Annotated in this window: 17 protein-coding genes; 4 read left to right on the forward strand and 13 right to left on the reverse strand. The window is 66.9% G+C overall.

The features are described 5' to 3' along the window. Nucleotides 1-51 precede the first annotated feature (51 nt). The 5 genes from ABIE58_RS17125 to fabD form a co-directional block, all read right to left on the reverse strand. Nucleotides 52-795 carry a 1-(5-phosphoribosyl)-5-[(5-phosphoribosylamino)methylideneamino] imidazole-4-carboxamide isomerase gene (locus ABIE58_RS17125; RefSeq protein WP_354545925.1) on the reverse strand — a complete coding sequence of 248 codons (744 nt, stop codon included), beginning with the start codon at nucleotides 793-795 and terminating at the stop codon, nucleotides 52-54. Nucleotides 796-1279: 484 nt separating this feature from the next. Beyond that, nucleotides 1280-2236: a hypothetical protein gene (locus ABIE58_RS17130; RefSeq protein WP_354545926.1), complete on the reverse strand. Its 957-nt coding sequence runs from the start codon at nucleotides 2234-2236 to the stop codon at nucleotides 1280-1282. 544 nt (nucleotides 2237-2780) lie between these two features. Next, complete coding sequence (locus tag ABIE58_RS17135) at nucleotides 2781-3014, reverse strand: acyl carrier protein (protein WP_050663737.1); 234 nt, start codon at nucleotides 3012-3014, stop codon at nucleotides 2781-2783. A gap of 273 nt (nucleotides 3015-3287) precedes the next feature. After that, entirely contained in the window at nucleotides 3288-4025 is a 738-nt protein-coding gene (gene fabG, locus ABIE58_RS17140) for a 3-oxoacyl-[acyl-carrier-protein] reductase (RefSeq protein ID WP_354545927.1), read from the reverse strand. A 32-nt stretch (nucleotides 4026-4057) separates the two neighbouring features. Then, nucleotides 4058-4996, reverse strand: a complete 939-nt coding sequence (fabD, locus tag ABIE58_RS17145; protein ID WP_354545928.1) for an ACP S-malonyltransferase — start codon at nucleotides 4994-4996, stop codon at nucleotides 4058-4060. A 165-nt stretch (nucleotides 4997-5161) separates the two neighbouring features. On the opposite strand from fabD, the gene ABIE58_RS17150 reads away from it, so the two are divergent. Further along, a complete protein-coding gene (locus tag ABIE58_RS17150) occupies nucleotides 5162-6379 on the forward strand; it encodes a cytochrome b/b6 domain-containing protein (RefSeq protein ID WP_354545929.1) in 1218 nt (405 codons plus the stop codon). 362 nt (nucleotides 6380-6741) lie between these two features. Further along, entirely contained in the window at nucleotides 6742-6924 is a 183-nt protein-coding gene (locus tag ABIE58_RS17155) for a hypothetical protein (protein ID WP_354545930.1), read from the forward strand. A 9-nt stretch (nucleotides 6925-6933) separates the two neighbouring features. On the opposite strand, the gene ABIE58_RS17160 is transcribed toward ABIE58_RS17155, so the two are convergent. The 4 genes from ABIE58_RS17160 to ABIE58_RS17175 form a co-directional block, all read right to left on the reverse strand. Further along, nucleotides 6934-8289 (reverse strand): MATE family efflux transporter, encoded by a 1356-nt coding sequence (locus ABIE58_RS17160; protein WP_354545931.1) that lies wholly within the window; start codon nucleotides 8287-8289, stop codon nucleotides 6934-6936. Between the two features lie 273 nt (nucleotides 8290-8562). Continuing rightward, nucleotides 8563-10704, reverse strand: a complete 2142-nt coding sequence (selD, locus tag ABIE58_RS17165) for a selenide, water dikinase SelD (RefSeq protein WP_354545932.1) — start codon at nucleotides 10702-10704, stop codon at nucleotides 8563-8565. 11 nt (nucleotides 10705-10715) lie between these two features. Next, nucleotides 10716-12491 carry an SLC13 family permease gene (locus ABIE58_RS17170; protein ID WP_354545933.1) on the reverse strand — a complete coding sequence of 592 codons (1776 nt, stop codon included), beginning with the start codon at nucleotides 12489-12491 and terminating at the stop codon, nucleotides 10716-10718. A gap of 139 nt (nucleotides 12492-12630) precedes the next feature. Further along, nucleotides 12631-12900, reverse strand: a complete 270-nt coding sequence (locus ABIE58_RS17175; protein ID WP_354545934.1) for an usg protein — start codon at nucleotides 12898-12900, stop codon at nucleotides 12631-12633. 191 nt (nucleotides 12901-13091) lie between these two features. Here ABIE58_RS17175 and gyrA point away from each other — a divergent pair, with 191 nt between their 5' ends. Both gyrA and ABIE58_RS17185 read left to right on the forward strand, forming a co-directional pair. Beyond that, nucleotides 13092-15824 (forward strand): DNA gyrase subunit A, encoded by a 2733-nt coding sequence (gene gyrA, locus ABIE58_RS17180; protein ID WP_354545935.1) that lies wholly within the window; start codon nucleotides 13092-13094, stop codon nucleotides 15822-15824. Between the two features lie 114 nt (nucleotides 15825-15938). Further along, the gene (locus tag ABIE58_RS17185; protein WP_354545936.1) at nucleotides 15939-17459 is read left to right on the forward strand and encodes a polysaccharide biosynthesis protein; all 1521 of its coding nucleotides are present in this window, start codon (nucleotides 15939-15941) and stop codon (nucleotides 17457-17459) included. Nucleotides 17460-17521: 62 nt separating this feature from the next. Here the strand turns inward: ABIE58_RS17185 and ABIE58_RS17190 are convergent, their stop codons facing one another. From ABIE58_RS17190 to ABIE58_RS17205, 4 genes are read right to left on the reverse strand one after another with little or no spacing between them, the layout of a single operon-like run. Further along, nucleotides 17522-18988 carry a carboxypeptidase M32 gene (locus ABIE58_RS17190; protein WP_354545937.1) on the reverse strand — a complete coding sequence of 489 codons (1467 nt, stop codon included), beginning with the start codon at nucleotides 18986-18988 and terminating at the stop codon, nucleotides 17522-17524. Further along, nucleotides 18985-20130 (reverse strand): heme A synthase, encoded by a 1146-nt coding sequence (ctaA, locus tag ABIE58_RS17195; RefSeq protein ID WP_354545938.1) that lies wholly within the window; start codon nucleotides 20128-20130, stop codon nucleotides 18985-18987. Before ctaA ends, ABIE58_RS17190 begins: the two co-directional genes overlap by 4 nt. Nucleotides 20131-20185: 55 nt before the next feature. Then, on the reverse strand, nucleotides 20186-20941 hold the full coding sequence (locus tag ABIE58_RS17200; protein ID WP_354545939.1) for an RNA methyltransferase: 756 nt from the start codon (nucleotides 20939-20941) through the stop codon (nucleotides 20186-20188). A 25-nt stretch (nucleotides 20942-20966) separates the two neighbouring features. Then, nucleotides 20967-21665: a DUF4167 domain-containing protein gene (locus tag ABIE58_RS17205; protein ID WP_354545940.1), complete on the reverse strand. Its 699-nt coding sequence runs from the start codon at nucleotides 21663-21665 to the stop codon at nucleotides 20967-20969. Nucleotides 21666-21865 lie beyond the last annotated feature (200 nt).

Here is a 21865-nt window from a genome sequence, read left to right on the forward strand (position 1 = left end):
CCGCCGGTCATACCCCGGCTTGGCCCGGCGGGGCAAGAGCGTGGGCGCGCCTCAGATGAACTCGGCGGTCGGCTCGGGCGAGGGGCGCGCCAGCGCCAGCGCCTCGGCCAGATCGACATCGCGCGCCATCAGTGCGCGCCCGATCAGCGTGCCCGCGATATTGGGGATATAGCGTAGCCGCGCCACGTCATCGGCCTGACGCACGGTGCCGCGCGCGATCACCGCGTGGCGCGTGCGCGAGGCCAGCCCCGAAATCACCCCGAGGCTGCCATCGCTGTCCTCGATATCGGCGTCGATATCGGTGACGAGAATCGCGGCCAGCGGCGCGCCGTCAAAGGCGGCGATGAAATCCTCGGCGGAAATCGCGCTCGGGCTTTGCCAGCCATGCGTCATCAGCCGCCCCTGATGCACATCCACCGCCACCACGATCTGATCGGGGTGATACTTGGCCAATTCGCGCACGCCGTCGGGGTCCTGCACCGCCATAGTGCCCAGCACGATCCGGCCCGCGCCCGCATCGATCCAGCGCGTCACCGCCTCGCGCGAGCGAAAGCCGCCGCCAAGCTGCACCGGGATACCCACGGCGCGGATGATTTCGCGGATCAGCGCGTTGTTGGCGTCACCGCCCTTCAGCCCCTCCATATCGGTGAGGTGCATCCATTCGGCCCCCGCGCGCGCGAACCCGCGCGCGGTCTCGACCGGATCGACATGCCACAGCACCGGCTCATCGAGCCGCCCGCGCGTGAGGCTCACGCATTTTCCGTCCATCAGTTCCAGAGTCGGATAGATGATCATCGCCGCATTCCCCATGACAGTGACCGGCAGACATACCGGATCACGAGCCGGTCTGCCCGACCGCGCAAGGCGCCGCTGGTCCTATAACGGCATGATAGCAACTTTTCCCGCCCCCGGCACCACCGGCCCCGCGTCTTGTCGGCGGAAATGCTCCGGGGGGGGCCGCGCAGGCGGCGACGGGGGCAGCGCCCTCTCCCTCGCAAGACACGAAAACGGCTTACGCAAGCCGGTAACAACCCCGGCATGGCCTCAATCCCGCGGCGCGAGACGCACGCAGGATGGATTTTCGCAGTTATCGGGGAAGGTCAGCTTTGCGGACTTTGCCGACCTCAGTTCGCAGTGAATGAAGGTCTGCTCGTGTCTGTCAGATATTGTCACAAGATGTTCTGTTGCCTTGAAGCAAAAGCTATTCCAAAGCGGGTGATCCAAAAATCGGAGAGAGCAGTGCATTAGCGAGAACAGCAGTCCGATACCCAGTACGCTGTCACCTAAACTCAATCAGGGATCGATAGAGCTTTCCTACAGTAAGCAGACCACCATGATCGTTCGTTTCGGTTTTAATCCGGCTAACGGCCAGATCTCGTTGGCTGCGCGCCAGACGGTCCCGGTGTTCGGTAGAATCGCTGAGAGTCTCGTCCTCGAACTCCTTCACGACGTCGGCGAGAATCTCTGAACGTAGGGTGGCTTGACGGAAGGACCCCTTCGCCGCCTCTACTTCGAAGGGAAGCTCTATAGTCATTTCGCGTCCTAGATACTCGCCTGCTGATGTAAGGCGTTTGCGGTCGTCTTTTCCTTCCTCTCGAAGTTGGGCGGCGCGCTTACGGCGGAAGGACGTCGTCTGGTCATCGGCGCGGAGCCTTGGATCGTCACCAAACGGTGCGGCCATAAGGCGCGATAAGTTGGGAGCACCGGCAAGCATCATCGCGCGCGCGATCGTACCCCGCGCCACGCAGTCGCGGATGAGCGGCCTGTCCTCAGGACCGATCTCTAGCGGCGGGTCTTCCGGCTTGGGATCCATGATCACTAGACGGCTTGCGGTATCACTCGCTGCGCTGGCGATATCAAAGCCCGTGACCAACGATTGTCCCTTAAGCGTCCCTTGAAATTCGATTGCACGCTTCTGAGCAAATCCACGACCCATCTGCGTTCGGCAGTAGCTAGGGCCCGATTGCGTCCCCTTGCACTCGATCACGTGCCAACGGCCCCGGGCGTCGAGAGCAACGAAGTCGGGCGACTTCCGCGCACCGTTCTTTGCCGTTGTCGCCGTGATGTGCACGCCGCCTGCAAGACGCGGTGCCAGACGATCTATGAAGTATTTCCCATCACAGAAGCCAACAAGGTCTAGGGCCTCGGTCAGAACATGGAGCGACATGCCCATGCCGAAGTCATCGGAGAGGATAGTCTTTTGATGCGGGTCGAGTTCGGAGAACTCATCGCTCACTCGGAGGTCCGCGTCCTCCGAGAAAGCTCCAAAATATCGCACCCAAGCCCAAAGAGTGTTTATGGCATGGCGCGCCGCATGAGCTGGGACCGTACAGTGGCCGATCATGAGCAAAAACGCGATGAGATCGAGCTGCCGCGGACCGCCGATTGCGTTTAGGGATCTAGGTGGCCGATTACGTGGCCATGACCCCGCATCAATCTCCAACTCGAGCTCTTTCTCCACGCTTCCTCCGTTTGTTCAGCGCCATGCGATGTAGTTGTTACTGAAAGTGCGCCCCGACGAAAGGTCATTCTGAAACACGGGGCCTGTTCCAATAAAGTCGTTCCTGCGCTTCGGAACGGATCAGATTGCGGGCCTAGACCCGGATGCAACGCGTGAAGCGGTCGTTCATTCGCGCCGCAGTATCCGCGCCTCTGGGCTCAGAGCCGCCATTGAAAGGCGGATTTAGCACCCGCAACATCAACGGTCAGGCTTGACAGTCGTCCAAACAAGAAAGGCCCCGCCTTTCGGCAGGGCCTTTCTCGCCGTCGAGCGGCGTAACTCAGGAGGCCTCAGAGATGAATTTCACCGCGTCGCCGACCGTCTGGATAGTGTCGGCCGCGTCATCGGGGATTTCGATGCCGAATTCCTCTTCGAACGCCATCACCAGTTCGACCGTATCGAGGCTGTCGGCGCCCAGATCGTCGATAAACGAGGCCTTGTCCACGACCTTGTCTTCCTCGACGCCCAGATGTTCCACCACGATCTTCTTCACGCGGTCAGCGATATCGCTCATGTCTCATTCCTCATTCTGTGTCGGGCGTTTCCGCCCCTTTGGCTTATCCCGCCCCTCGCGGGGCCGGACTTTGGATGGTGCCCGTCGCGGGCGTCTCAGCGTGGCGCTGCGACCCGGTGCGATCCGGTAGCGACCCGGTCAGGCCACCGAAGGAAACCGCGCCCCCTTCGGAAAAGCTGCGTGGCCTATAGCACAGGTGATGGCAATGGCAAATGCTTTCACCGCGCCCGGCACGGGCAAAACGCCGCCCATCTCGGGCAGCCTCGGACCGTCTCAGACCATCGCCAGCCCGCCATTGACATGCAGCACCGTGCCGGTGACATAGCCCGCGCCGGGGCTGGCAAGATAGAGCGCGGCGGCGGCCACTTCCTCGGGCGTGCCCATACGTCCGGCGGGGATCTTGGCGAAAAGCGCGGCTTTCTGTTCGTCGGTCAGCTTGTCGGTCATCGGCGTGGCGATGAAACCGGGGGCGACGACGTTCGCGGTGATTCCGCGCGAGGCAACCTCGTGGGCGATGGATCTGGTCATCCCCACAAGCCCCGCCTTGGCGGCGGCATAGTTGACCTGTCCGGGATTGCCGGTCGATCCCACCACCGAGCCGATATTGACGATCCGGCCCCAGCGCGCCTTCATCATCGGGCGCACTGCCGCGCGGCAGAGCCGCATCGCCGAGGTGAGGTTGACGTTGAGAACATCAAGCCAGTCCGCATCCGACATCCGCATGAACAACTGATCGCGGGTGATGCCCGCATTGTTGACCAGGATATCAAGGCTGCCCATCGCGGCGATGGCGTCCTTGGGCAGCGCTTCGACCGCCTGCGCATCCCCCAGATCGCAGGGCAGCACATGGGCGCGCGCGCCCAGCTCGCCCGCCAGCGCCTCCAGCGGCGCGACGCGCGTGCCCGACAGCCCCACCGTAGCCCCCGCGCCATGCAGCGCGCGCGCGATGGCCGCCCCGATACCCCCCGACGCGCCGGTGACAAGCGCGGATTTTCCCGTCAGATCGACCATGATTTCACTCTCCCAAATTCGGGCCGCGCGCCTCATGCCAGAGACGCGGCGGCCTCCTGCACCTCTGTTGCCGTGCCGATGGCGCGGCAGGCGATGGCGCGGTCGATGCGCCGGACCATGCCCGAGAGCGCCTTGCCCGCGCCGATTTCCCAGACCTCGGTGACACCCTCGCCGCCCATGTATTGCACCGATTCGCGCCAGCGCACAGAGCCGGTAACCTGCGCGACCAGAAGCGCGCGAATCTCCGCCGGGTCGGTGACCGCCCCGGCGCGCACATTGGCCACCAGCGGCACTGCGGGGGCGGTAATCTCGACCTCGGCCAGCGCCGCCTGCATCGCGTCGGCGGCGGGCTGCATCAGCGCGCAATGAAACGGCGCGCTGACGGGCAAGAGAACCGCGCGCTTGGCCCCCTTCGACTTGGCGATCTCGACCGCGCGTTCCACCGCCGCGCGGTGCCCCGAGACCACCACCTGGCCGGGATCGTTGTCATTTGCCGCCTGGCAGACCTCGCCCTCGGCGGCCTCTTCGGCGACCGCGCGCACGGTCTCGAAATCAAGCCCCAGAAGGGCGGCCATCGCGCCCACGCCCACCGGCACCGCCGCCTGCATGGCGCGGCCACGGATGCGCAACAGCCGCGCGCAATCGGCGATGCTGAGCGCCCCGGCGGCGGCCAGCGCGGAATATTCCCCCAGCGAGTGCCCGGCGACAAAGCGTGCGGCGCCGATCTCCACCCCTTCGGCCTCCAGCGCGCGCATCGCGGCCAGCGAGGTGGCCATGAGCGCGGGTTGGGCGTTCTCGGTCAGCGTCAGCGCGTCCTGCGCGCCCTCCCAGATCAGCGACGAGAGCGCCTGGCCCAGGGCGGCATCCACCTCGTCGAATACGGCGCGCGCCGCCGGGTAGGCCAGGGCCAGATCGCGGCCCATGCCGATCACCTGCGCCCCCTGCCCCGGAAATATGAATGCCCGGCTCATCAGCGTTCCTCCCCACGAAAAATCGCCCCCGGATACACGCCCGCGCCGCTCATGGCAACGCCAAAGCGGCCCCCGTGCCCGCCCGCACGCACCCTGTGCGCAGGCGGCGATGGACGCGGGCGCGGTGATCGCTAGATTGACGCGCAACCACAGGAGAGCCGAAAGATGCCGATCACCAGTTCCGCCACCACTTACGGGGCCGTCACCAAAGCGTTCCACTGGCTGACCGCGCTCTTGATCCTCGCCAACCTGCCGCTGGGCTGGTTTGCCGCCGAAATGGCCGAAGCGATCGCCGCCACCGGCGGCAGCGAGGCGCAGGTGGCGCGCGCGGCGCTCTTGTTCTCGATCCACAAGACCACCGGCGTGGCAGTGTTCTTCGTGGCGCTGCTGCGTATCCTCTGGGCGCTTTCGCAGACCAAGCCGGGGCTGTTGAACGGGGATCGCCCGCTTGAGGCTTGGGCCGCCGAATGCGTCCACTGGCTGCTTTACGGCTCGCTCGTGGCGGTGCCGCTCTCGGGCTGGGTGCATCACGCCGCCACAACCGGATTCGCGCCGATCTGGTGGCCGTTCGGCCAAAATCTGCCTTTCGTGCCGAAATCCGAAGCGCTGTCGGAGATCGCGGCGACGCTGCATTTCGTGTTCATTCTGGTGCTCGCAGGGGCGCTTGCCGCGCATGTCGCGGGCGCGCTCAAGCATCACCTCATTGACGGCGACGCGACGCTGCGGCGGATGCTGCCCGGCGGCGGCGCGGCGCAGCCCACCGCGCGCCAGCCCGGCCACGCCCTGCCCCTTGTCGCGGCCCTCGTGATCTGGGCCGCCGTGCTGGGCGGAGCGGGCGCGCTTGGCTGGTTCGCCAAACCGGTCGCAGGCACCGGCCCCGCCCTCGCCGCCGTGCAATCGGACTGGACGGTGCAGGAGGGCAGCCTTGCGATCACGGTCCGGCAGATGGGCTCGGAGGTCACCGGCAGCTTTGCCGACTGGACCGCCGATATCGCCTATTCGGAACAGCCCGGTGCCGGGGGCCGTCACGGCACGGTCGAGGTGGTGATGGCGATCCCGTCGCTCACGCTCGGCTCGGTCACGTCGCAGGCGATGGGGCGCGATTTCTTCAACGCCGAAGAGCACCCGACCGCCACGTTCAAAGCCGATCTGCTGGCGCAAGCGGGCGGCCATGTCGCGCGCGGCACGCTCACCATCAAGGGCCAAAGCGTGCCGGTGGAAATGCCCTTTGCGTTGGCCATCGAGGGCGACACCGCGCGCGCCTCGGGCGGGATGGCGGTGGACCGGCGCGATTTCGCCATCGGCATGGGCACGCAGGATGCCGGGCAACTGGGTTTCGAGGTCGGGATATCGTTCGATCTGGTGGCGCAGCGCGGCGGCTGAGGCGGGGGCGTCGTGGCCGTTAGGTTGCGCAACCTGTGGGTAAGGGTGGCCTGTTGCCGCCATCCAAGGCTTGGCCCCGCGCGGAATCGAGGCGTGCTTGCACGCCGCCGCGCATCGCCGGGCCGCCCGTCGAACCAGAGGTTCGCCATCTATGATCGGCACGCCTCCGGCGTGACGGCACGGCAATACGCGGCTTCAGCGAACGTCCCCTCCAGACCCTTCAAACCGCCTGCCGTCCTGCACGCGGCCGAGAAGGCAGGCCCGTTGATCCTCAGGCAAAACCGATCAGAAACCGACATGGCGCAAATTCAAACCAAAAAAACCCCATCCCATTTCGCCGAAATTGATTTACACTCGCCACCATGCGCCAGGGACCGCTCGACACCGCGCCGAACTATACCACTGCCGCGCTCGTGATGGGGGCGGTCAACCTCATATGGGTGTTTCTTGTGATCTGGGCGACGCTGGGTTTCGTCGCTGTGCTGGTGACGGGCTATGCGCTCGACCGGCTTATCACTTGGCGCGCGCGCCGCCGGGCAGGCTGAGCTGGGCCATCAGGCGGGCAAGGCGCGCACCGACCAGCCCCAGAACCGCCACAGCATGAACACCCCCGCCAGCGCCAGCCCCAGCGCAAGGCCCAGCCAGATCCCCGGCCCGCCCATCCCGAAGGTAAAGCCCAGAACATAGCTTGCCGGCACGCCCACCACCCAATAGCTCAGCCCGGCAATGACCATCGGCACGCGCGTGTCCTGCACCCCGCGCAGCAGCCCCAGCGCCATGACCTGCGCCGCGTCCACCACCTGAAACAGCGCCGCCGCCGCGAGCAGCATCACCCCGATGGCGATGACGGCGGGGCGGGAGGGGTCGTCGGGGCTGAGGAACAGGCCGATCAGCACCCCCGGCACGGCGAGGAACACGACGACCGTACACACCGCCACCACACCCGACACCGCCAGCACCACTCGCGCCCCGTCGCGCAGCCCCTGCCCGTCGCCGCGCCCCTGCGCCTGCCCCGCGCGCACGGTGGCCACGTTCGAGAGGCCCACATGCACCATGAAGATCACCGAGGTGACCTGAAGCGCGATACCATGCGCCGCCAGCGGCAGCGTGCCAAGCCAGCCCATCATCACCGAGGAAGCGGCAAAAAGCCCCACCTCGGCCAGGTTGGTGAGGCCGATGGGCCAGCCAAGGCGGAACACCCGCGCCAGCGCCTCCCAGTCGGGCCGCCAGAGCCGCGCGAACATGGCGTGCTCGGGCATGACCCGCGCGACATAGACCGCCAGCGCCAACAGCGAGGCGATATTGACCGCGACCGAGGCGATGGCCGCGCCGCGCACCCCCATCTCGGGCAGGCCGTAATTGCCGAAGATGAGCGCGTGGTTGATGACCACGTTGAGCGCCACCGCCGCCAGCGTCACCCACAGCACCACGGCCGTGCGCTCCAGCGCGGCCAGCGTGGATTTGAGCACCATCACCATGAGCGCGGGCAGGATGCCCCAGCCCGCGATGGCGATGTAATCGGCGGCCAGCGCCGAGGTGCCCGGTTCCTGCCCCATGAGCCGAAAGAGCGTCGCCGCGCCCAGCGTCGCGGGCAGGCAGGCCAGCGCAAAGAGGCCCGAGGCCCAAAGCCCCATCCGCGTGACGCGCCGCACCTGCGCCTCCTCGCCCGACGAGGCGGCAGAGGCCACCATCGGCATCACCGCCCAGGCAAATCCCGATCCCATGATGAACAGCACGAAGAAGAGCGTGCCGCCCAGCACCTCGGCGGCCAGCGCCTCGACCGAATACCAGCCCAGCATCACCGCATCGGTGAGGGTGATCGCGAATTGCGCCAGATGGCTGCCGACAAGCGGCAGGCCAAGGCCAAGAACGGCGCGCAGATGCTGGCGATATGTCAGGCGGGACGGCATGGGGATGGCTTATGCTGCGGCCCTTGTGGGCGCAAGAGGGGGCGGGGACAGGGTGTGGTCTGTTGCTGCCGTTCAAGGCGAAGCCCCCTTTGCGCGGAATCAAGGCGCGCTCTGGCGCGCCGCCGCGCAGCGCCCGTCCGCCCCGTCGCACCGAAGGTGCGCCGGTTATAGTCGGCACGCCTTTGGCGTGACGGGCACCGCGCGGCTCATCTCTGAAACCACCAACGTCTCCCTGCATGACCGCGCCATTGCCATCCCCGAACCACGCAGGCCTCAGCCGGCCATATGGCCCACCCGCAGCGCCGCCGCCCCCGCCTCGATCCCGCCGATACGCGCCGCCTCATGGCCCGCCGCGCGCAACTGCGCCACCAGCCCCTCGGCCTCTGCCGCCGCCACCGCCGCCAACAGCCCGCCCGCTGTCTGCGGATCGTGCAGGAGCGCTGCGCGCGCACCCTCATCCAGCCCCACCACCGGTGCCGCGCGGCGGTTGGCCGCCCAGATGGTCGAGCGGATGCCGTTTGCGGCCAGCGCCTCGGCCCCCGGCATGAGCGGCACCGCTTCGGGGTCGATCCACGCCGCCACGCCCGAGGCGCGGCAGATATTGCCCAGATGCCCCGCCAGCCCGAACCCGGTCACATCGGTCATCGCGTGTGCGCCCGCAAGCATCGCCGCCGCATCGCCCTGCGGCACCACCAGCCGGTCAAACAGCGCCACGATATCGCGGCCCTCGGCCTGCCCGCGCATCTCGGCGGCCAGCAATGTGCCCGAGCCGATGGCGCGCGTCAGGATCAGCGCATCACCCGGCTGCGCGCCCGCCAGCGTGATAGGCGCGCCCGTGACGATCCCGGTGAGCGCAAAGCCGATGCTTGCCTCCGCCCCCATGCTGGAATGGCCGCCCGCGATTTCCGCGCCTGCGGCCTCCAGCACGTCGCGCGCGGCCTGCATGACCTCGGCCATGCTGCGGGCTTGCAACGCCTCGCTCATGCGCGGCAGCGTTACCGAGACCAGCGCCGCCTGCGGGCGCGCTCCCATCGCCCAGATATCGCCCAGCGCGTGCAGCGCCGCGATCCGCGCCATCAGCGCCTCGTCGTTGGTAAAGCCGCGCAGGTGATCGGTGCTCAGCACCTGTTGCGCGCCACCCGTCTCGATCACGGCGGCATCGTCGCCCGGCCCGGCAATGGCCCCGCGCAGCACCGCAGGTGCCACCTTGGCCCCGCAACCGCCGCACATCGGCTCGTGGCCCTCCTCCTCCGACAACGCACGGATACGCGGCAAAGGGTCAGGCGTCATCGCGGGAAGCGGATCGAACTTGGCCATGAAGGCGCGGTCGATCCGATCCTTCCAGCGCCAGAGTAGCCGCCCGGAAAAGGCCAGACCCAGCTTTTCCGCCACTGCCCGCCGCTCGCCCAGCGATATGAGCTTCAGATAATCGCGTTGCGGGTGAAACGGGCGCGTTGACCCGCCCGAGAGCACCGCGCGCAGGTTGTCGCGCAGCACCGGGGCCGCGCGCACGGCAAACACCCCGGCCTTGGGCCGGGGCGCATGGCCGAGATGCGCGCAATCGCCCACGGCGAAAAGCGCCTCCTGCCCCTCGACCCGCAAATCCGCACCGACGCGCACAAATCCATCATCTGTCACCGGCAGGCCGCAATGCGCAAGCCAGCCATGCGCGCGCGCCCCCGCCGCCCCCACCGTCAGGCGCGAGGGCACCGCCTCGCCGCCCTCCAGAAGCACCGCGTCGGCCTCTATCCGCGCGACCCGCGCGCCGGTCAGAACCCGCACGCCCATATCCGCGAGCGCGCGGCGCAGGCGCGGGCGCAGCACCGGGCCTTCGGGGGCAATCTCCGCCGCGCGCTCGATCAGGCTGACCTGCGCGCCCGGCCCCAGCCGGTGCGCCATCGCCATCGCCACCTCGATCCCGGCGATGCCGCCGCCGATCACCGCCGCCTGCGCGTCCTCGCGCCCCTCGGCCACGGCGCCGACGAACGCCTCCCACCGGTCGGCGAAGGGGCCGAGCGGCTTGACCGCAACGCCGTGCTCGGCAAATCCCGGCAGGGCGGGCATCATGGCATGAACGCCCACATCGACCGAGGCCACGTCATAGCCGATCTCGCTCGCCCCCACCGTGATCCGCCGCGCGCCCGCGTCGATCGCGCTCACCGCCCCCACAATCAGCCGCGCCTCGGCAAAGCGCGCCAGCCGCACCAGGTCGATCTCCAGTTTGGATTGCCGGTAATGCCCCGCCACCATCCCCGGAAGCATCCCCGAATAGGGGGCCACGGGGTTCGGGTCGATCACCGTCAGCCGCGCGCCGGGCAGCGGGTCCATCCCCCACATCCGCAGCACCAGCGCATGGGCGTGCCCGCCCCCCACAAGCACCAGGTCGCGGCTCAGCGGCACAGGGGAAGACATCATCGCGCGCAGCCTTAAAACGGAAAGAAGAACGGGATCACCAGAACCGCCACGACAGCGAATATCACGTTGAGCGGCAGACCCACGACAAGGAAATCGCGGAATTTGTAGCCGCCCGCGCTGTAGACGAAGGTGTTGGTCTGATAGCCGATGGGCGTGGCGAAACTGGCCGAGGCCGCGAACATCACCGCCATGATGAAGGGGCGCGGATCAAGCCCCAGTTGCACCGCCACCCCGATCACGATGGGGCCGATGAGGATCGCCACCGCGTTGTTGGTCACCATCTCGGTCAGCACGCTGGTCAGCACATAGACGGCGGCGAGGATGGCCAGCGGCCCCACCCCCTGCACCGCGTCCACCACCGTCTCGACAATGAGGCGCGCGGTGCCGGTCTCCTGCATCCCGAGGCTCACGCCCAGCATCCCGAAGATCAGGAACAGGATGCGCCAGTCGATGGCGTCGAACGCCTCTTCGGGATCGACACAGCCGGTCATCATCACTACCACCGCGCCGATCACCGCCAGCCCGGCAATCGGCATCACGTTCAGAGCCGCGAGAAGCATGACGCCGAGGATCGTGGCAATGGCAATCGGGGCCTTGGCCCGCCGCATCGCCTGTTCGGTGGGGGCCGTCAGGTTGACGATACCGCCATCCTCCATCAGCCGCTGAATGCCCTCGGGCGGGCCTTCGAGCAGCAGAGTGTCGGCAAATTGCAGCCGCACCTCGGGCAGGTCCTGACTTATATTCTGTTCCTGCCGATGCACCGCCATGAGGTAAACGCCGTATTTGCGGCGCAGTTTCAGGTCTTTGATGGGTCGCCCGCGCAGGTGCGAATTGGGGCCGACGCTCGCCTCCATGGTGATCGTGCGATCAGCGGTCACCGGCTCAAAGCCGCTGTCATCCATGCCGCGAAACTCGATCTCGCCGTTTTCCTTGAGGCCGAGTATTTCGCCCGTATCGGTCTTTATCACCACCCGGTCGCCCGCCTCCAGCACCATGCCATCGAGGTGGCGGCGCATCGACATCTCGCCGCGCACCACGTCGAGGATACGCGCGCCTGCCCGGTTGAACGGCAGATCTTCCAGCTTCTTGCCGATATATTTCGATTCATGCGGGATAAGCAGCCGCGCAAGGAACTTGCGCTTGCCCTCCTGCCCCAGAACGCTGGCAAGCGAGGCACGCTCGGGCAGCAGGTAGCGCCCGGCAAAGGCCATGTAGATCAGCCCCACCGTGGCAAAGACCAGCCCCGGCAGCGTCATCTCGAACATGGTGATGGGGGGCTGTCCGGCGTCGCGCGCCACCCCGCTCATCAGGATGTTGGTCGAGGTGCCGACAAGCGTCAGCGTGCCGCCGAATATGGCCGAGAAACTCAGCGGGATAAGCAGCTTGGACGATGACACCCCGACCGAGGCCGCGACCGAGATCATCACTGGCGTGAGCAGGATCACCACCGGCGTGTTGTTCATGAAGGCCGAGGCCCCCGCCGTCGCCACCATCATGATCAGGATCGTGCGCAGGAACGACCCGCGCGCCTGTCGGCGCAGCACGCCGCCGATCATCTCGAGCACGCCGGTGCGCTCCAGCGCGGCGGAGATGATGAACATCATCGCGATGGTGATCGGTGCCGAGGAGCCGAACACCTTGAGGAAATCGCGCGTTTCTACGATCCCTGTGGCCAAGAGAACCGCCGAGGCCCCCAGCGCCGTCACCTCGGGCGGGTAGATTTCCTTGAAGAAACTGACAAAGACCACCAACAACAGCAGCAGCACGAAAATCTGGTCAAGGCTCATGGGCGGAGGCGTCCCTCGAATGCTACGGTGCGGCGCACCGGTAATGACAGGACTACCCCCGATTTCAAGCCTCAAGTAGAAAATCATTCCCCGCGCCGGTGAATGCCCATGCGGCAGCGTGGGCGCAGATGCCCCGCCCTCAATGCAGGGTGAATTCGCCCACCACGTTCTGCCATTCCCCCGGCGCGATCATCTTGCGATGGGTAAAGCGCACCGAATGCAGCGGCCCATCGATCTCGCGTTGCCAGAACTCGATGAAGCCAAACAGCTTCGGGTGATCGGGGGCGATATCGTAATCCTGCCACAGATAGCTGTTGAGCACGTTTCGATAGTCGGGCATCCGGTAGAAAAATTCCGCCGTGGTCAGCCCATAGCCCTTCAGCATCAATTCCGTCTCGGTCATCTCCATGTCTCTGCTCCTGCCATTGCCTGACAGGATGATCTTGCCACGAATGAATTACTTTTCAATTAAAACAGTATGTTATCACTCGTGATCGGCGGCTGCCACGGGGGGCTCGCCTGCGCCATTGCACCCTATATCATGGCTCTGATATAGTCGCGCCAACAAGATATAGCGCAGATAAAGGGACGGTAAAAAACGTGAGCGATACGCCTCAACCCCCTGAAATTCCAGACGAAACCCCCGCCACCCCGTCGGGGCCGCAGATCTCGATCACGCAGGAGATGAAAACCTCCTATCTCGATTACGCGATGAGCGTGATTGTGAGCCGCGCGATCCCCGATCTGCGCGACGGGCTGAAACCCGTGCACCGGCGCATCCTCTATGCCATGCACGAGGGCGGCAACACGCCCGACAAGCCCTATCGCAAATCCGCGCGCGCGGTGGGCGACGTGATGGGCAAATACCACCCGCATGGCGATAGCGCGATCTACGACGCGCTGGTGCGGATGGCGCAGGATTTCTCGATGTCGCTGCCGCTTCTGGACGGGCAGGGCAATTTCGGCTCGATGGACGGCGATAACGCGGCGGCCATGCGTTATACCGAGGTCCGCATGGACAAGCCCGCCGCCTTCCTTCTCGCCGATATCGAGAAGGACACGGTGAATTTCCAGGACAATTACGACGGCAAGGACCGCGAGCCGACGGTGCTGCCCGCGCGCTTCCCCAACATGCTCGTCAATGGCGCGGGCGGCATCGCGGTGGGCATGGCCACCAACATCCCGCCGCACAACCTTGGCGAGGTGATCGACGCCACGCTGGCGCTGATCGACGATCCCGACCTTGGCAGCGAGGATCTGATCCAATACGTGCCCGGCCCCGATTTCCCCACCGGCGGGCTGATGCTGGGCCGCTCGGGCGCGCGCAAGGCCTATCTGGAGGGGCGCGGCTCGGTCATCATCCGCGCGCGCACCCGCACCGAGGAATTGCGCAAGGACCGCTTTGCCATCGTCATCGACCAGATCCCCTACCAGGTGAACAAGGCCACGATGATCGAACGCATCGCCGAGGCCGCCCGCGACAAGCGCATCGAGGGCATCGCCCATGTCCAGGACGAGAGCGACCGCAACGGCGTGCGCGTGGTGGTGGAGCTGAAACGCGACGCCACCCCCGACGTGGTGCTGAACCAGCTTTACCGCTTTACCCCGATGCAGACCTCGTTCGGCTGCAACATGCTGGCATTGAACGGCGGCAAACCCGAGCAACTGACCCTGCACCGCTTCCTGTCGCTCTTCATCGAGTTCCGCGAAGAGGTGGTGGCGCGGCGCACCGCCTATGACCTGCGCAAGGCGCGCGAACGCGCGCATGTGCTCTGCGGTCTGGCCGTCGCGGTCTCGAATGTGGACGAGGTGGTGGCCACCATCCGCGCCTCTGCCGACGCCGCCGAGGCGCGGCAAAAGCTGATGGAGCGGCGCTGGCCCGCGGGCGACATCCTCGAATATATCGCGCTGATTGACGACCCCTCCCACCGCGCCAACGAGGACGGCACCTATAACCTGTCGGAAACACAGGCCCGCGCCATCCTCGACCTGCGCCTGCAACGCCTCACGCAGCTTGGCGTCAAGGAAGTCACCGACGAGTTGCAAGACCTCGCCGGCAAGATCAAGGATTACCTCGCCATCCTCGCCTCGCGCGAGCGGATCATGGAGATCATCGCCACGGAACTGCGCGAGGTGCGCGCGCTTTTCGCCGTGCCGCGCCGCACCGAGATCGTGGACTGGTCCGGCGACATGGAGGACGAAGACCTCATCGAGCGCGAAGAGATGGTCGTGACCGTCACCCAAGGCGGCTATATCAAGCGCACGGCGCTCGCCGATTTCCGCGCGCAGAAACGCGGCGGCAAGGGTCTTTCCAGCATGGCCACCAAGGACGAGGACGTTGTGACCTCGCTGTTTGTTGCCAATACCCACACGCCGCTTCTGGTCTTCACCACCTCGGGCATGGTCTACAAGCTCAAGACCTGGCGGCTGCCGCAGGGCGGGCGCACCTCCAAGGGCAAGGCCATCGTCAACATCCTGCCGATTCCGGCGGGAGTGTCGGTGGCGGCGCTTCTGCCGGTGGACCGCCCCGAGGATGCGTGGGACGATCTTCAGATCGTGTTCGCCACCTCGGCGGGCGATGTGCGGCGCAACGCGCTGTCGGATTTCACCAACGTGATGCGCAACGGCAAGATCGCGATGGACCTGCCCGAGGGTGTCGAACTGGTCGGCGCGCGGATCAGTTCCGAGGCCGATGACGTGATGCTTGTCACCGATTCGGGCCGCGCGATCCGGTTTTCCGTGGGCGATGTGCGCGTGTTCAAGGGCCGCAAATCCACCGGCGTGCGCGGCATCCGTCTCGCTGCGGGCGACCGCGTGGTGTCGATGTCGGTGATCCGCCATTTCGAGGCCACCCCGGACGAGCGCGCGGCCTTCCTCAAACGCTTCCGCGCCGAGTTCGGCGCCGAGCCGGAGGACGACGCACAAGATCCCGACGCCGCAGGCAATGCCGATGCCGCCCTGCCCGAGGCGCGCTATCAGGAGATGCGCGCGGCGCAGGATCTTATCCTCACGATCACCGCGCGCGGGATCGGCAAGCTCAGCTCAAGCCACGACTACCCGCTGCGCGGGCGCGGCGGCATGGGCGTGACCGCGATCGAGAAAACCATGCGCGGCGGCCCGCTTGTCGCGTCCTTCCCGGTGAGCCGCGAGGATCAGATCATGCTCGCCACCTCGACCGGGCAGTCGATCCGCGTGCCGGTCGAGGGGATTTCCTTCCGTTCGCGCAGCGCGGGCGGGGTGCGGGTGTTCAACACCGGCAAGGGCGAAGAGGTGGTCTCGGTCGCCTGGATCGCCGATCAGGCGGACGAGACCACAGAGGAGGCGGCGGACTGAACGGGGCGGGCGCGACCGCAGGAGCCGTCACAACCCGGTGAAGGCCATTGCCGTGATCGACGCTCTGGGCCAAACTCGACGCCATCCTGCCGCCGCCCGAGGACCAACGCCGCCATGCGCCAACGCCTGCTGACCGCCCTGCGCCGTCTCTGCGGCCGCCCCCTCGCCGCCCCGACGCCCCCGCCGGTGGATAACCGCCTGCCGGTGCTAATCTACGGGGCCGGGAGAACCGGGCAACAGCTTGCCGCCGCGCTTTTGGGCGATGACCGGCTGCGCCCGGTGGCCTTTGCCGATGACGAGCCGCGCCTGCGTGGTCTGAGCATGTCGGGCCTGCGCGTCCACGGTCCCGACGAGATCGCGGCGCTTGTCGCGCGGCACGGGATCGGGCGGATCATCCTCGCCATGCCAAGCGCAAGCGAGGCGGCGCGCGCCAACCTCACCCACCGCCTGTCGGCCACCGGCTGCGAGGTGCACGCGCTGCCCTCCTTTGCCGATCTGGTCACCGGACACGCGGTTGCCCTCTACGAGAGCCGCCCGATAGAGCCAAGTATGCTTCTGGGGCGCGATGCGCTCGAGAATGAATTGCCCGGCGTGACCGACGCCTATGCCGGGCGGCGGGTGCTTGTGACGGGCGCGGGCGGCTCCATCGGCTCGGAACTGTGCCGGCAGATCGCCACTTGCGGGCCGAAAACGCTGGTGCTGCTTGATCATGGCGAACACGCGCTTTTCCAGATCGAGCGCGAATTGCGCGAGCTTGCCCCCGAGGTCGAGATCATGCCGATCCTCGGCTCGGTCTGCCAGGCAGAGCTTGTGAGCGTGCTGATGCGGGCGCGCAAGATCGACGTGGTGCTTCATGCCGCCGCCTACAAACATGTGCCGATGGTCGAGGCCAACGCCATCGAGGGAATGCGCAACAACGTCATCGGCACCCGCACCGTGGCGCTCGCCGCCGAGGCAGCGGGCGTCGAGCGCTTCATCCTTGTGTCGACCGACAAGGCGGTGCGGCCCTCCTCGGTCATGGGGGCGTCCAAGCGCTTTGCCGAGATGATCGTGCAGGATCTCGCCACCCGCGCCACGCGCACGCGGTTCTCGATGGTGCGGTTCGGCAACGTGCTTGGCTCGTCGGGATCGGTGATCCCCACCTTCTCGGAACAGATCGCGCGCGGCGGGCCGATCACGCTCACCCATCCCGACATCACCCGCTATTTCATGACCATCCCCGAGGCGGTGCGGCTGGTGCTGCTTGCAGGCACCATCGCGCGCGGCGGCGATGTCTTCGTGCTCGACATGGGCGCGCCGATCAAGGTGCGCGACATCGCGCTGCGCATGATCGAGGCGGCGGGCCTGACCTTGCGCGACGAGGCCCACCCCGAGGGAGATATCGAGATCGAGGTGACCGGCCTGCGCCCCGGCGAAAAGCTGCACGAGGAATTGCTGATCGGCTCGGACATGCTCACCACCCCGCACCCGCGCATCCTGCGCGCGCAAGAGGGTCACCTGTCGGAGATCGAGCTTGTGAAGGCGCTGAAATCTCTGTCGGAGGCGATCGAGACTCGCGACGTGGCGCTTTTGCGCACGATCCTTGCGCAATGGATCGAACAGACCGAAGCCGAGGCCGTATCCGAAGGGGGCTGAGCGCGCATCCCCGCCGCCTGTCACCGCGTCATCCCCGCGCAAGCGGGGATTTCCCCTACCTCTCACATCCCGCCGAACTTCTCTTCGAGATAGTCCAGCAGCGGCCCCGCCGTGGGCGTCTCCCCGCCGCAGGCGCGCGCGATCACCTCGGCAGGCGCGAACCGCCCGCCATGCGCCTGCACCTGTGCGCAGAGCCAGCCCGTGGCCGCCCCCGGCTCGCCGCGTGCCAGCTCTGCCTCCAGATCGGGCACCGCCGCGCGCATCGCGTGGTAAAGACACCCGGCATAGACATTGCCAAGGCTGTAGGTCGGGAAATAGCCAAACAGCCCCACCGACCAGTGCACATCCTGCAACACCCCGTTGGAGGCGCGATCCACAGCATGGCCGAAATCGGCCTCGAACCGGTCATTCCACGCGGCCTCAAGGTCATCCACCGCCAGATCGCCCGCAATGAGCGCTTTTTCCAGGTCGAACCGCAGCATGATATGCAGGTTATACTGCACCTCGTCGGCCTCCGTGCGGATATAGCCGCGATGCACCCGGTTGACGGCGCGATAGAACACCTCTTCACCCGCCACCCCGAAATCGCCGAACGCCTCGCGCATCCGCGCGTATAGCCAGCCGGTAAAGGCCCGGCTGCGGCCAAGCTGGTTCTCGTAAATCCGGCTCTGGCTTTCATGCACCCCCATCGACACGCCCTGCCCCAGCGGCGTCAGGCGGTAATCGGCGTCGATCCCCTGCTCATAGCAGGCGTGGCCCACCTCGTGGATCGTCGAATAGATACAATTGAACGGGTCATGCTCGGCCACCCGCGTGGTGATGCGCACATCGTCGCCCGAGCCGGAACTGAACGGATGCACCGCCAGATCAAGCCGCCCGCGCGCGAAATCATAGCCGAAGCGCCGCGCCACCTCGCGCGCGAGGCGCAGTTGCGCCTGTTCCTCGAACGCGGCCTCCATCACCGGCCAGTCGCGATCGAGCGCGCGGGCGCGCAGATCGACCAGCCGGGGCCGCATCTCGGCAAACATCGCGTCAAGCCGCGCCGCCGTCATCTCCGGCTCGAAATCGTCGATCAGCGCATCGTAGAGATCGCCGCCCCGCGCCAGCGCTGCCGCCTCCTCGCGCTTCAACCGCACCACCTCGGCCAGCACCGGCGCGAAGGCGGCATAGTCATCGCCCGCCCGCGCCTCGGCCCATTGCCCCTGCGCCCGGCTCGTCAGCCGCGCCAGCGCCACCGCCAGATCGCCCGGCACCCGCACCGCGCGGTCGAAATCGCGGCGGATATGGCGCAACTGCGCGCACGCCACCTCGCCCGTTGCCTCGGCCTCGGCCTGCGCCAGCAGATCGCCGCGCCGCGCGTCCCCGCGCCGCGCGTGCAGCACCGCCTGCATCGCTCCCGCCTCCTCGGCGCGCTGCGGCGCGGCCCCGCGCGGCATCATGGTTTCCTGATCCCAGCCCAGCCGCCCGGCCACTTGTGCCAGCGCCTGTGTCTCGCGCTCCAGCGCCATCAGATCGTCATAGGCGGTCATGCCTGCCCTCCCCGAATGGATGTGGCGCGCGGATAAAGGCTCAGGAACCGCGCCCGCAGGATCGCCACCCAAAGCAGCACCGCCACGAATTGATGCGCAATGGCCAACGGCCACGGCGCGACGTAAAGCACCGTCGTGATCCCCAGCACCACCTGCACCAGCAGCACGGCAAAAACGGCGTTGAACGCGCCGCGTGTCACCCCATGCGCCGACCGCCGCCCGCGCAGCCAGACCACCACGGCAAAGGCCAGGAGTAAATAGCCGCTGAGCCGGTGGATGAACTGCACCGTGCCGGGATTCTCGAAGAAATTGCGCCACCACGGAGCGAGGTCCATCATGTCGGGCGGCAGCAGGCCCCCGGCCATCAGCGGCCAGTCAGTATAGCTGCGGCCCGCGTCGATCCCCGCCACCAGCGCGCCGAGCAGGATTTGCAGAAAGGCGAAATGCATGAGGCCCGTCGACAGACCGAAAAGCCTGACCTCGCGCGCGCGCCGCGCCTGCATCAACGCGCGCTCCTCGCGGCCAAGCGCCATCACATACCACGCGATCAGCCCGAGGATGACAAAGGCGAGGCCGAGATGCGTGGCCAGCCGGTAAGAGGCCACGGCGATCATTCCATCCGTGAGGCCCGAGGACACCATCCACCAGCCGATCGCGCCCTGCGCGCCGCCCAGCGCGCCAAGGACCAAAAGCCGCCCGGCCCAGCCCCTCGGGATCTGCCGCACCAGCAGGAAGCCGAAAAATCCCAGCGCCCAGACAAGGCCGATCACGCGGCCCAACTGCCGGTGGCCCCATTCCCACCAGTAGATCGCCTTGAACTCGGCCAGCGACATGCCCTTGTTGAGCAATTCATATTGCGGAATGGCGCGATACTTGTCGAACTCCTCCTGCCAGACCGCCTCCGACATCGGCGGCAGCGCGCCGGTGACCGGCTTCCACTCGGTGATCGACAAGCCGCTATCGGTGAGCCGCGTGAGCCCGCCGACCGCGATCATCACCACCACCAGCGCGAAGAGGATCATCAGCCAAAGCCGGATACCCCGCCGCGCACCCCGCCGGCCCGCGTCGATACCGCCGCCCTTTGGTGCCGCCTTGGGGCGCGCCTCGTCCACTTCCTCGAAAATGCTGCGTTTTCCGGTCATGCCCCGCCCCTCGATCTCGTGCCGCAGCAGAGAGTAGGCCGCGCCGCGCGCGCCTTCAACCGCGCCCCGCCCAGCGGACCATCTGCCGCATCACGCCATGCAACATCCGCACATCCGAACCCGTGAGCGGCAACCGGCTCCACAGGTTGCGCAGGTTGAGCCGCATCCGCGCCGCCTTGTGCTCGGGAAAGAAGAACCCCGCCGCCTCCAGCCGCGCCTCGTAATGATCGGCCAGCCGCTCGATCTCGTGGCGCTCGGCCCAGCAGGCCCCGGCCATGTCCACCCGCTCGGGCAGCACCTGCGCCGTGGCGCGGCGCCATTCATAGCCGCAGAGCAGCACGCATTGCGCAAGGTTGAGGCTGGGAAAGTCGGGGTTCACCGGCACGCTGACAAGGGCATTGGCGCGCGCCACATCCTCGTTTTCCAGCCCGGCCCTCTCTGGGCCGAAGAGCATCGCCACGCGCTCGCCAGTGGCGGCGCGGCGCGCGGCCTCCTGCATGGCGCGCTCGGGGCTGAGCACCGGCTTGGTCAGGCCCCGCACCCGCGCCGTGGTGGCCATCACATAAGTGCAATCGCCCACCGCGCCCGCGACATCCTCGAACAGGCCCGCCCGGTCGAGAATCCGCCCCGCGCCGCTCGCCATCGCCACCGCCGCCGGGTTGGGCCAGCCATCGCGGGGCGCGACGAGGCGCATCCCGTCCAGCCCGAAATTCCACATCGCCCGCGCCGCCGCGCCGATATTCTCGCCCATCTGCGGGCGCACCAGCACAAAGGCGGGCTGCGGGGTCTCGGGGTGGGCCGGATCGGTCATCACAGGCTTAGACTGCGCAACGCGCCTATTCCGCGGCCTTGGTCGGCCCGGCAGAAAGCTCGGGGCCGCCATCGCCGCGCTGATCGTCCTTATTGGATTGCGCGGCCTGACCGCCCTCGGCACCCTCGCCTGCGGGTTTCGCCGGTCTGCGGCTGCGCGGCTTGCGGGCGGGCTTGCGCGGGGGGGTGTCGTCGCTCTTGCTCTCGCCCTGGTTTTCACCGTTATTTTCGCTGCGATTTTCACTGCGATTTTCGGCGCGCTGGTCATTCCGGCCCTCGCCGCGCGTCTCGGGCGTCTCGACCAGGCCACTATCGCCGCTATCGGCAGGCTCGATGATCTCGGGCTGCGCGCAGCGCGCCGGATCGGCGGGCTGATCCTCACCCTGCCGGGGGCCACCCTCGCGCGGGCCACGATCGCGGTCGCGGTCGGTCTGGCGGTCGCGGTTCTGGCGCTCGTGCTCCTCGCGCCGCGCGTCTTGCTCGCGCTGCGCCTCGTTGAGCATCCTCTGGTAATGCTCGGCGTGCTGCTGGAAATTCTCGAACGCAACCCGGTCATTGCCAAGCTGCGCATCGCGGGCAAGCTGAGTATACTTGTCGATGATCTGCTGCGGCGTGCCGCGCACCTTGCCCTCGGGGCCGGAGCTGTCGAACACGCGGTTGACGACATTGCCGACGGATCGGTTGCGGTTCGATTTGTTCCGCGAACGTGACTTGGATGGTCTCATATGTTTGCAGTCCAGCCTTGTGGTCTGAGTGCCGCTTGATCCGCCCGGCGCCCCATGCGCCTCATGCTCCCGGATCGGACATGTCTTGGCTTGATACCGCTCGAGACACCGTAAACGGCGTCCGCCTGAGCGATGCCCTGTCTAACCACGCCCAAAGCCGCCTGACAAGGGAAAACCGCAAGGTTTTGCACACGATTGGC

Origin of the sequence: Roseovarius sp. MBR-78, from assembly GCF_040547535.1 — a bacterium.
Lineage (GTDB): Bacteria > Pseudomonadota > Alphaproteobacteria > Rhodobacterales > Rhodobacteraceae > Roseovarius.

Excerpts from the sequence above, each read along its gene's own strand:
- ABIE58_RS17125 (WP_354545925.1), bottom strand. The coding sequence starts at position 795 with ATGATCATCTATCCGACTCTGGAACTGATGGACGGAAAATGCGTGAGC.
- ABIE58_RS17135 (WP_050663737.1), bottom strand. The coding sequence starts at position 3,014 with ATGAGCGATATCGCTGACCGCGTGAAGAAGATCGTGGTGGAACATCTG.
- fabG (WP_354545927.1), bottom strand. The coding sequence starts at position 4,025 with ATGGTCGATCTGACGGGAAAATCCGCGCTTGTCACCGGCGCGTCGGGG.
- fabD (WP_354545928.1), bottom strand. The coding sequence starts at position 4,996 with ATGAGCCGGGCATTCATATTTCCGGGGCAGGGGGCGCAGGTGATCGGC.
- ABIE58_RS17150 (WP_354545929.1), top strand. The coding sequence starts at position 5,162 with ATGCCGATCACCAGTTCCGCCACCACTTACGGGGCCGTCACCAAAGCG.
- ABIE58_RS17155 (WP_354545930.1), top strand. The coding sequence starts at position 6,742 with ATGCGCCAGGGACCGCTCGACACCGCGCCGAACTATACCACTGCCGCG.
- ABIE58_RS17160 (WP_354545931.1), bottom strand. The coding sequence starts at position 8,289 with ATGCCGTCCCGCCTGACATATCGCCAGCATCTGCGCGCCGTTCTTGGC.
- selD (WP_354545932.1), bottom strand. The coding sequence starts at position 10,704 with ATGATGTCTTCCCCTGTGCCGCTGAGCCGCGACCTGGTGCTTGTGGGG.
- ABIE58_RS17170 (WP_354545933.1), bottom strand. The coding sequence starts at position 12,491 with ATGAGCCTTGACCAGATTTTCGTGCTGCTGCTGTTGTTGGTGGTCTTT.
- ABIE58_RS17175 (WP_354545934.1), bottom strand. The coding sequence starts at position 12,900 with ATGGAGATGACCGAGACGGAATTGATGCTGAAGGGCTATGGGCTGACC.
- ABIE58_RS17185 (WP_354545936.1), top strand. The coding sequence starts at position 15,939 with ATGCGCCAACGCCTGCTGACCGCCCTGCGCCGTCTCTGCGGCCGCCCC.
- ABIE58_RS17190 (WP_354545937.1), bottom strand. The coding sequence starts at position 18,988 with ATGACCGCCTATGACGATCTGATGGCGCTGGAGCGCGAGACACAGGCG.
- ctaA (WP_354545938.1), bottom strand. The coding sequence starts at position 20,130 with ATGACCGGAAAACGCAGCATTTTCGAGGAAGTGGACGAGGCGCGCCCC.
- ABIE58_RS17200 (WP_354545939.1), bottom strand. The coding sequence starts at position 20,941 with ATGACCGATCCGGCCCACCCCGAGACCCCGCAGCCCGCCTTTGTGCTG.
- ABIE58_RS17205 (WP_354545940.1), bottom strand. The coding sequence starts at position 21,665 with ATGAGACCATCCAAGTCACGTTCGCGGAACAAATCGAACCGCAACCGA.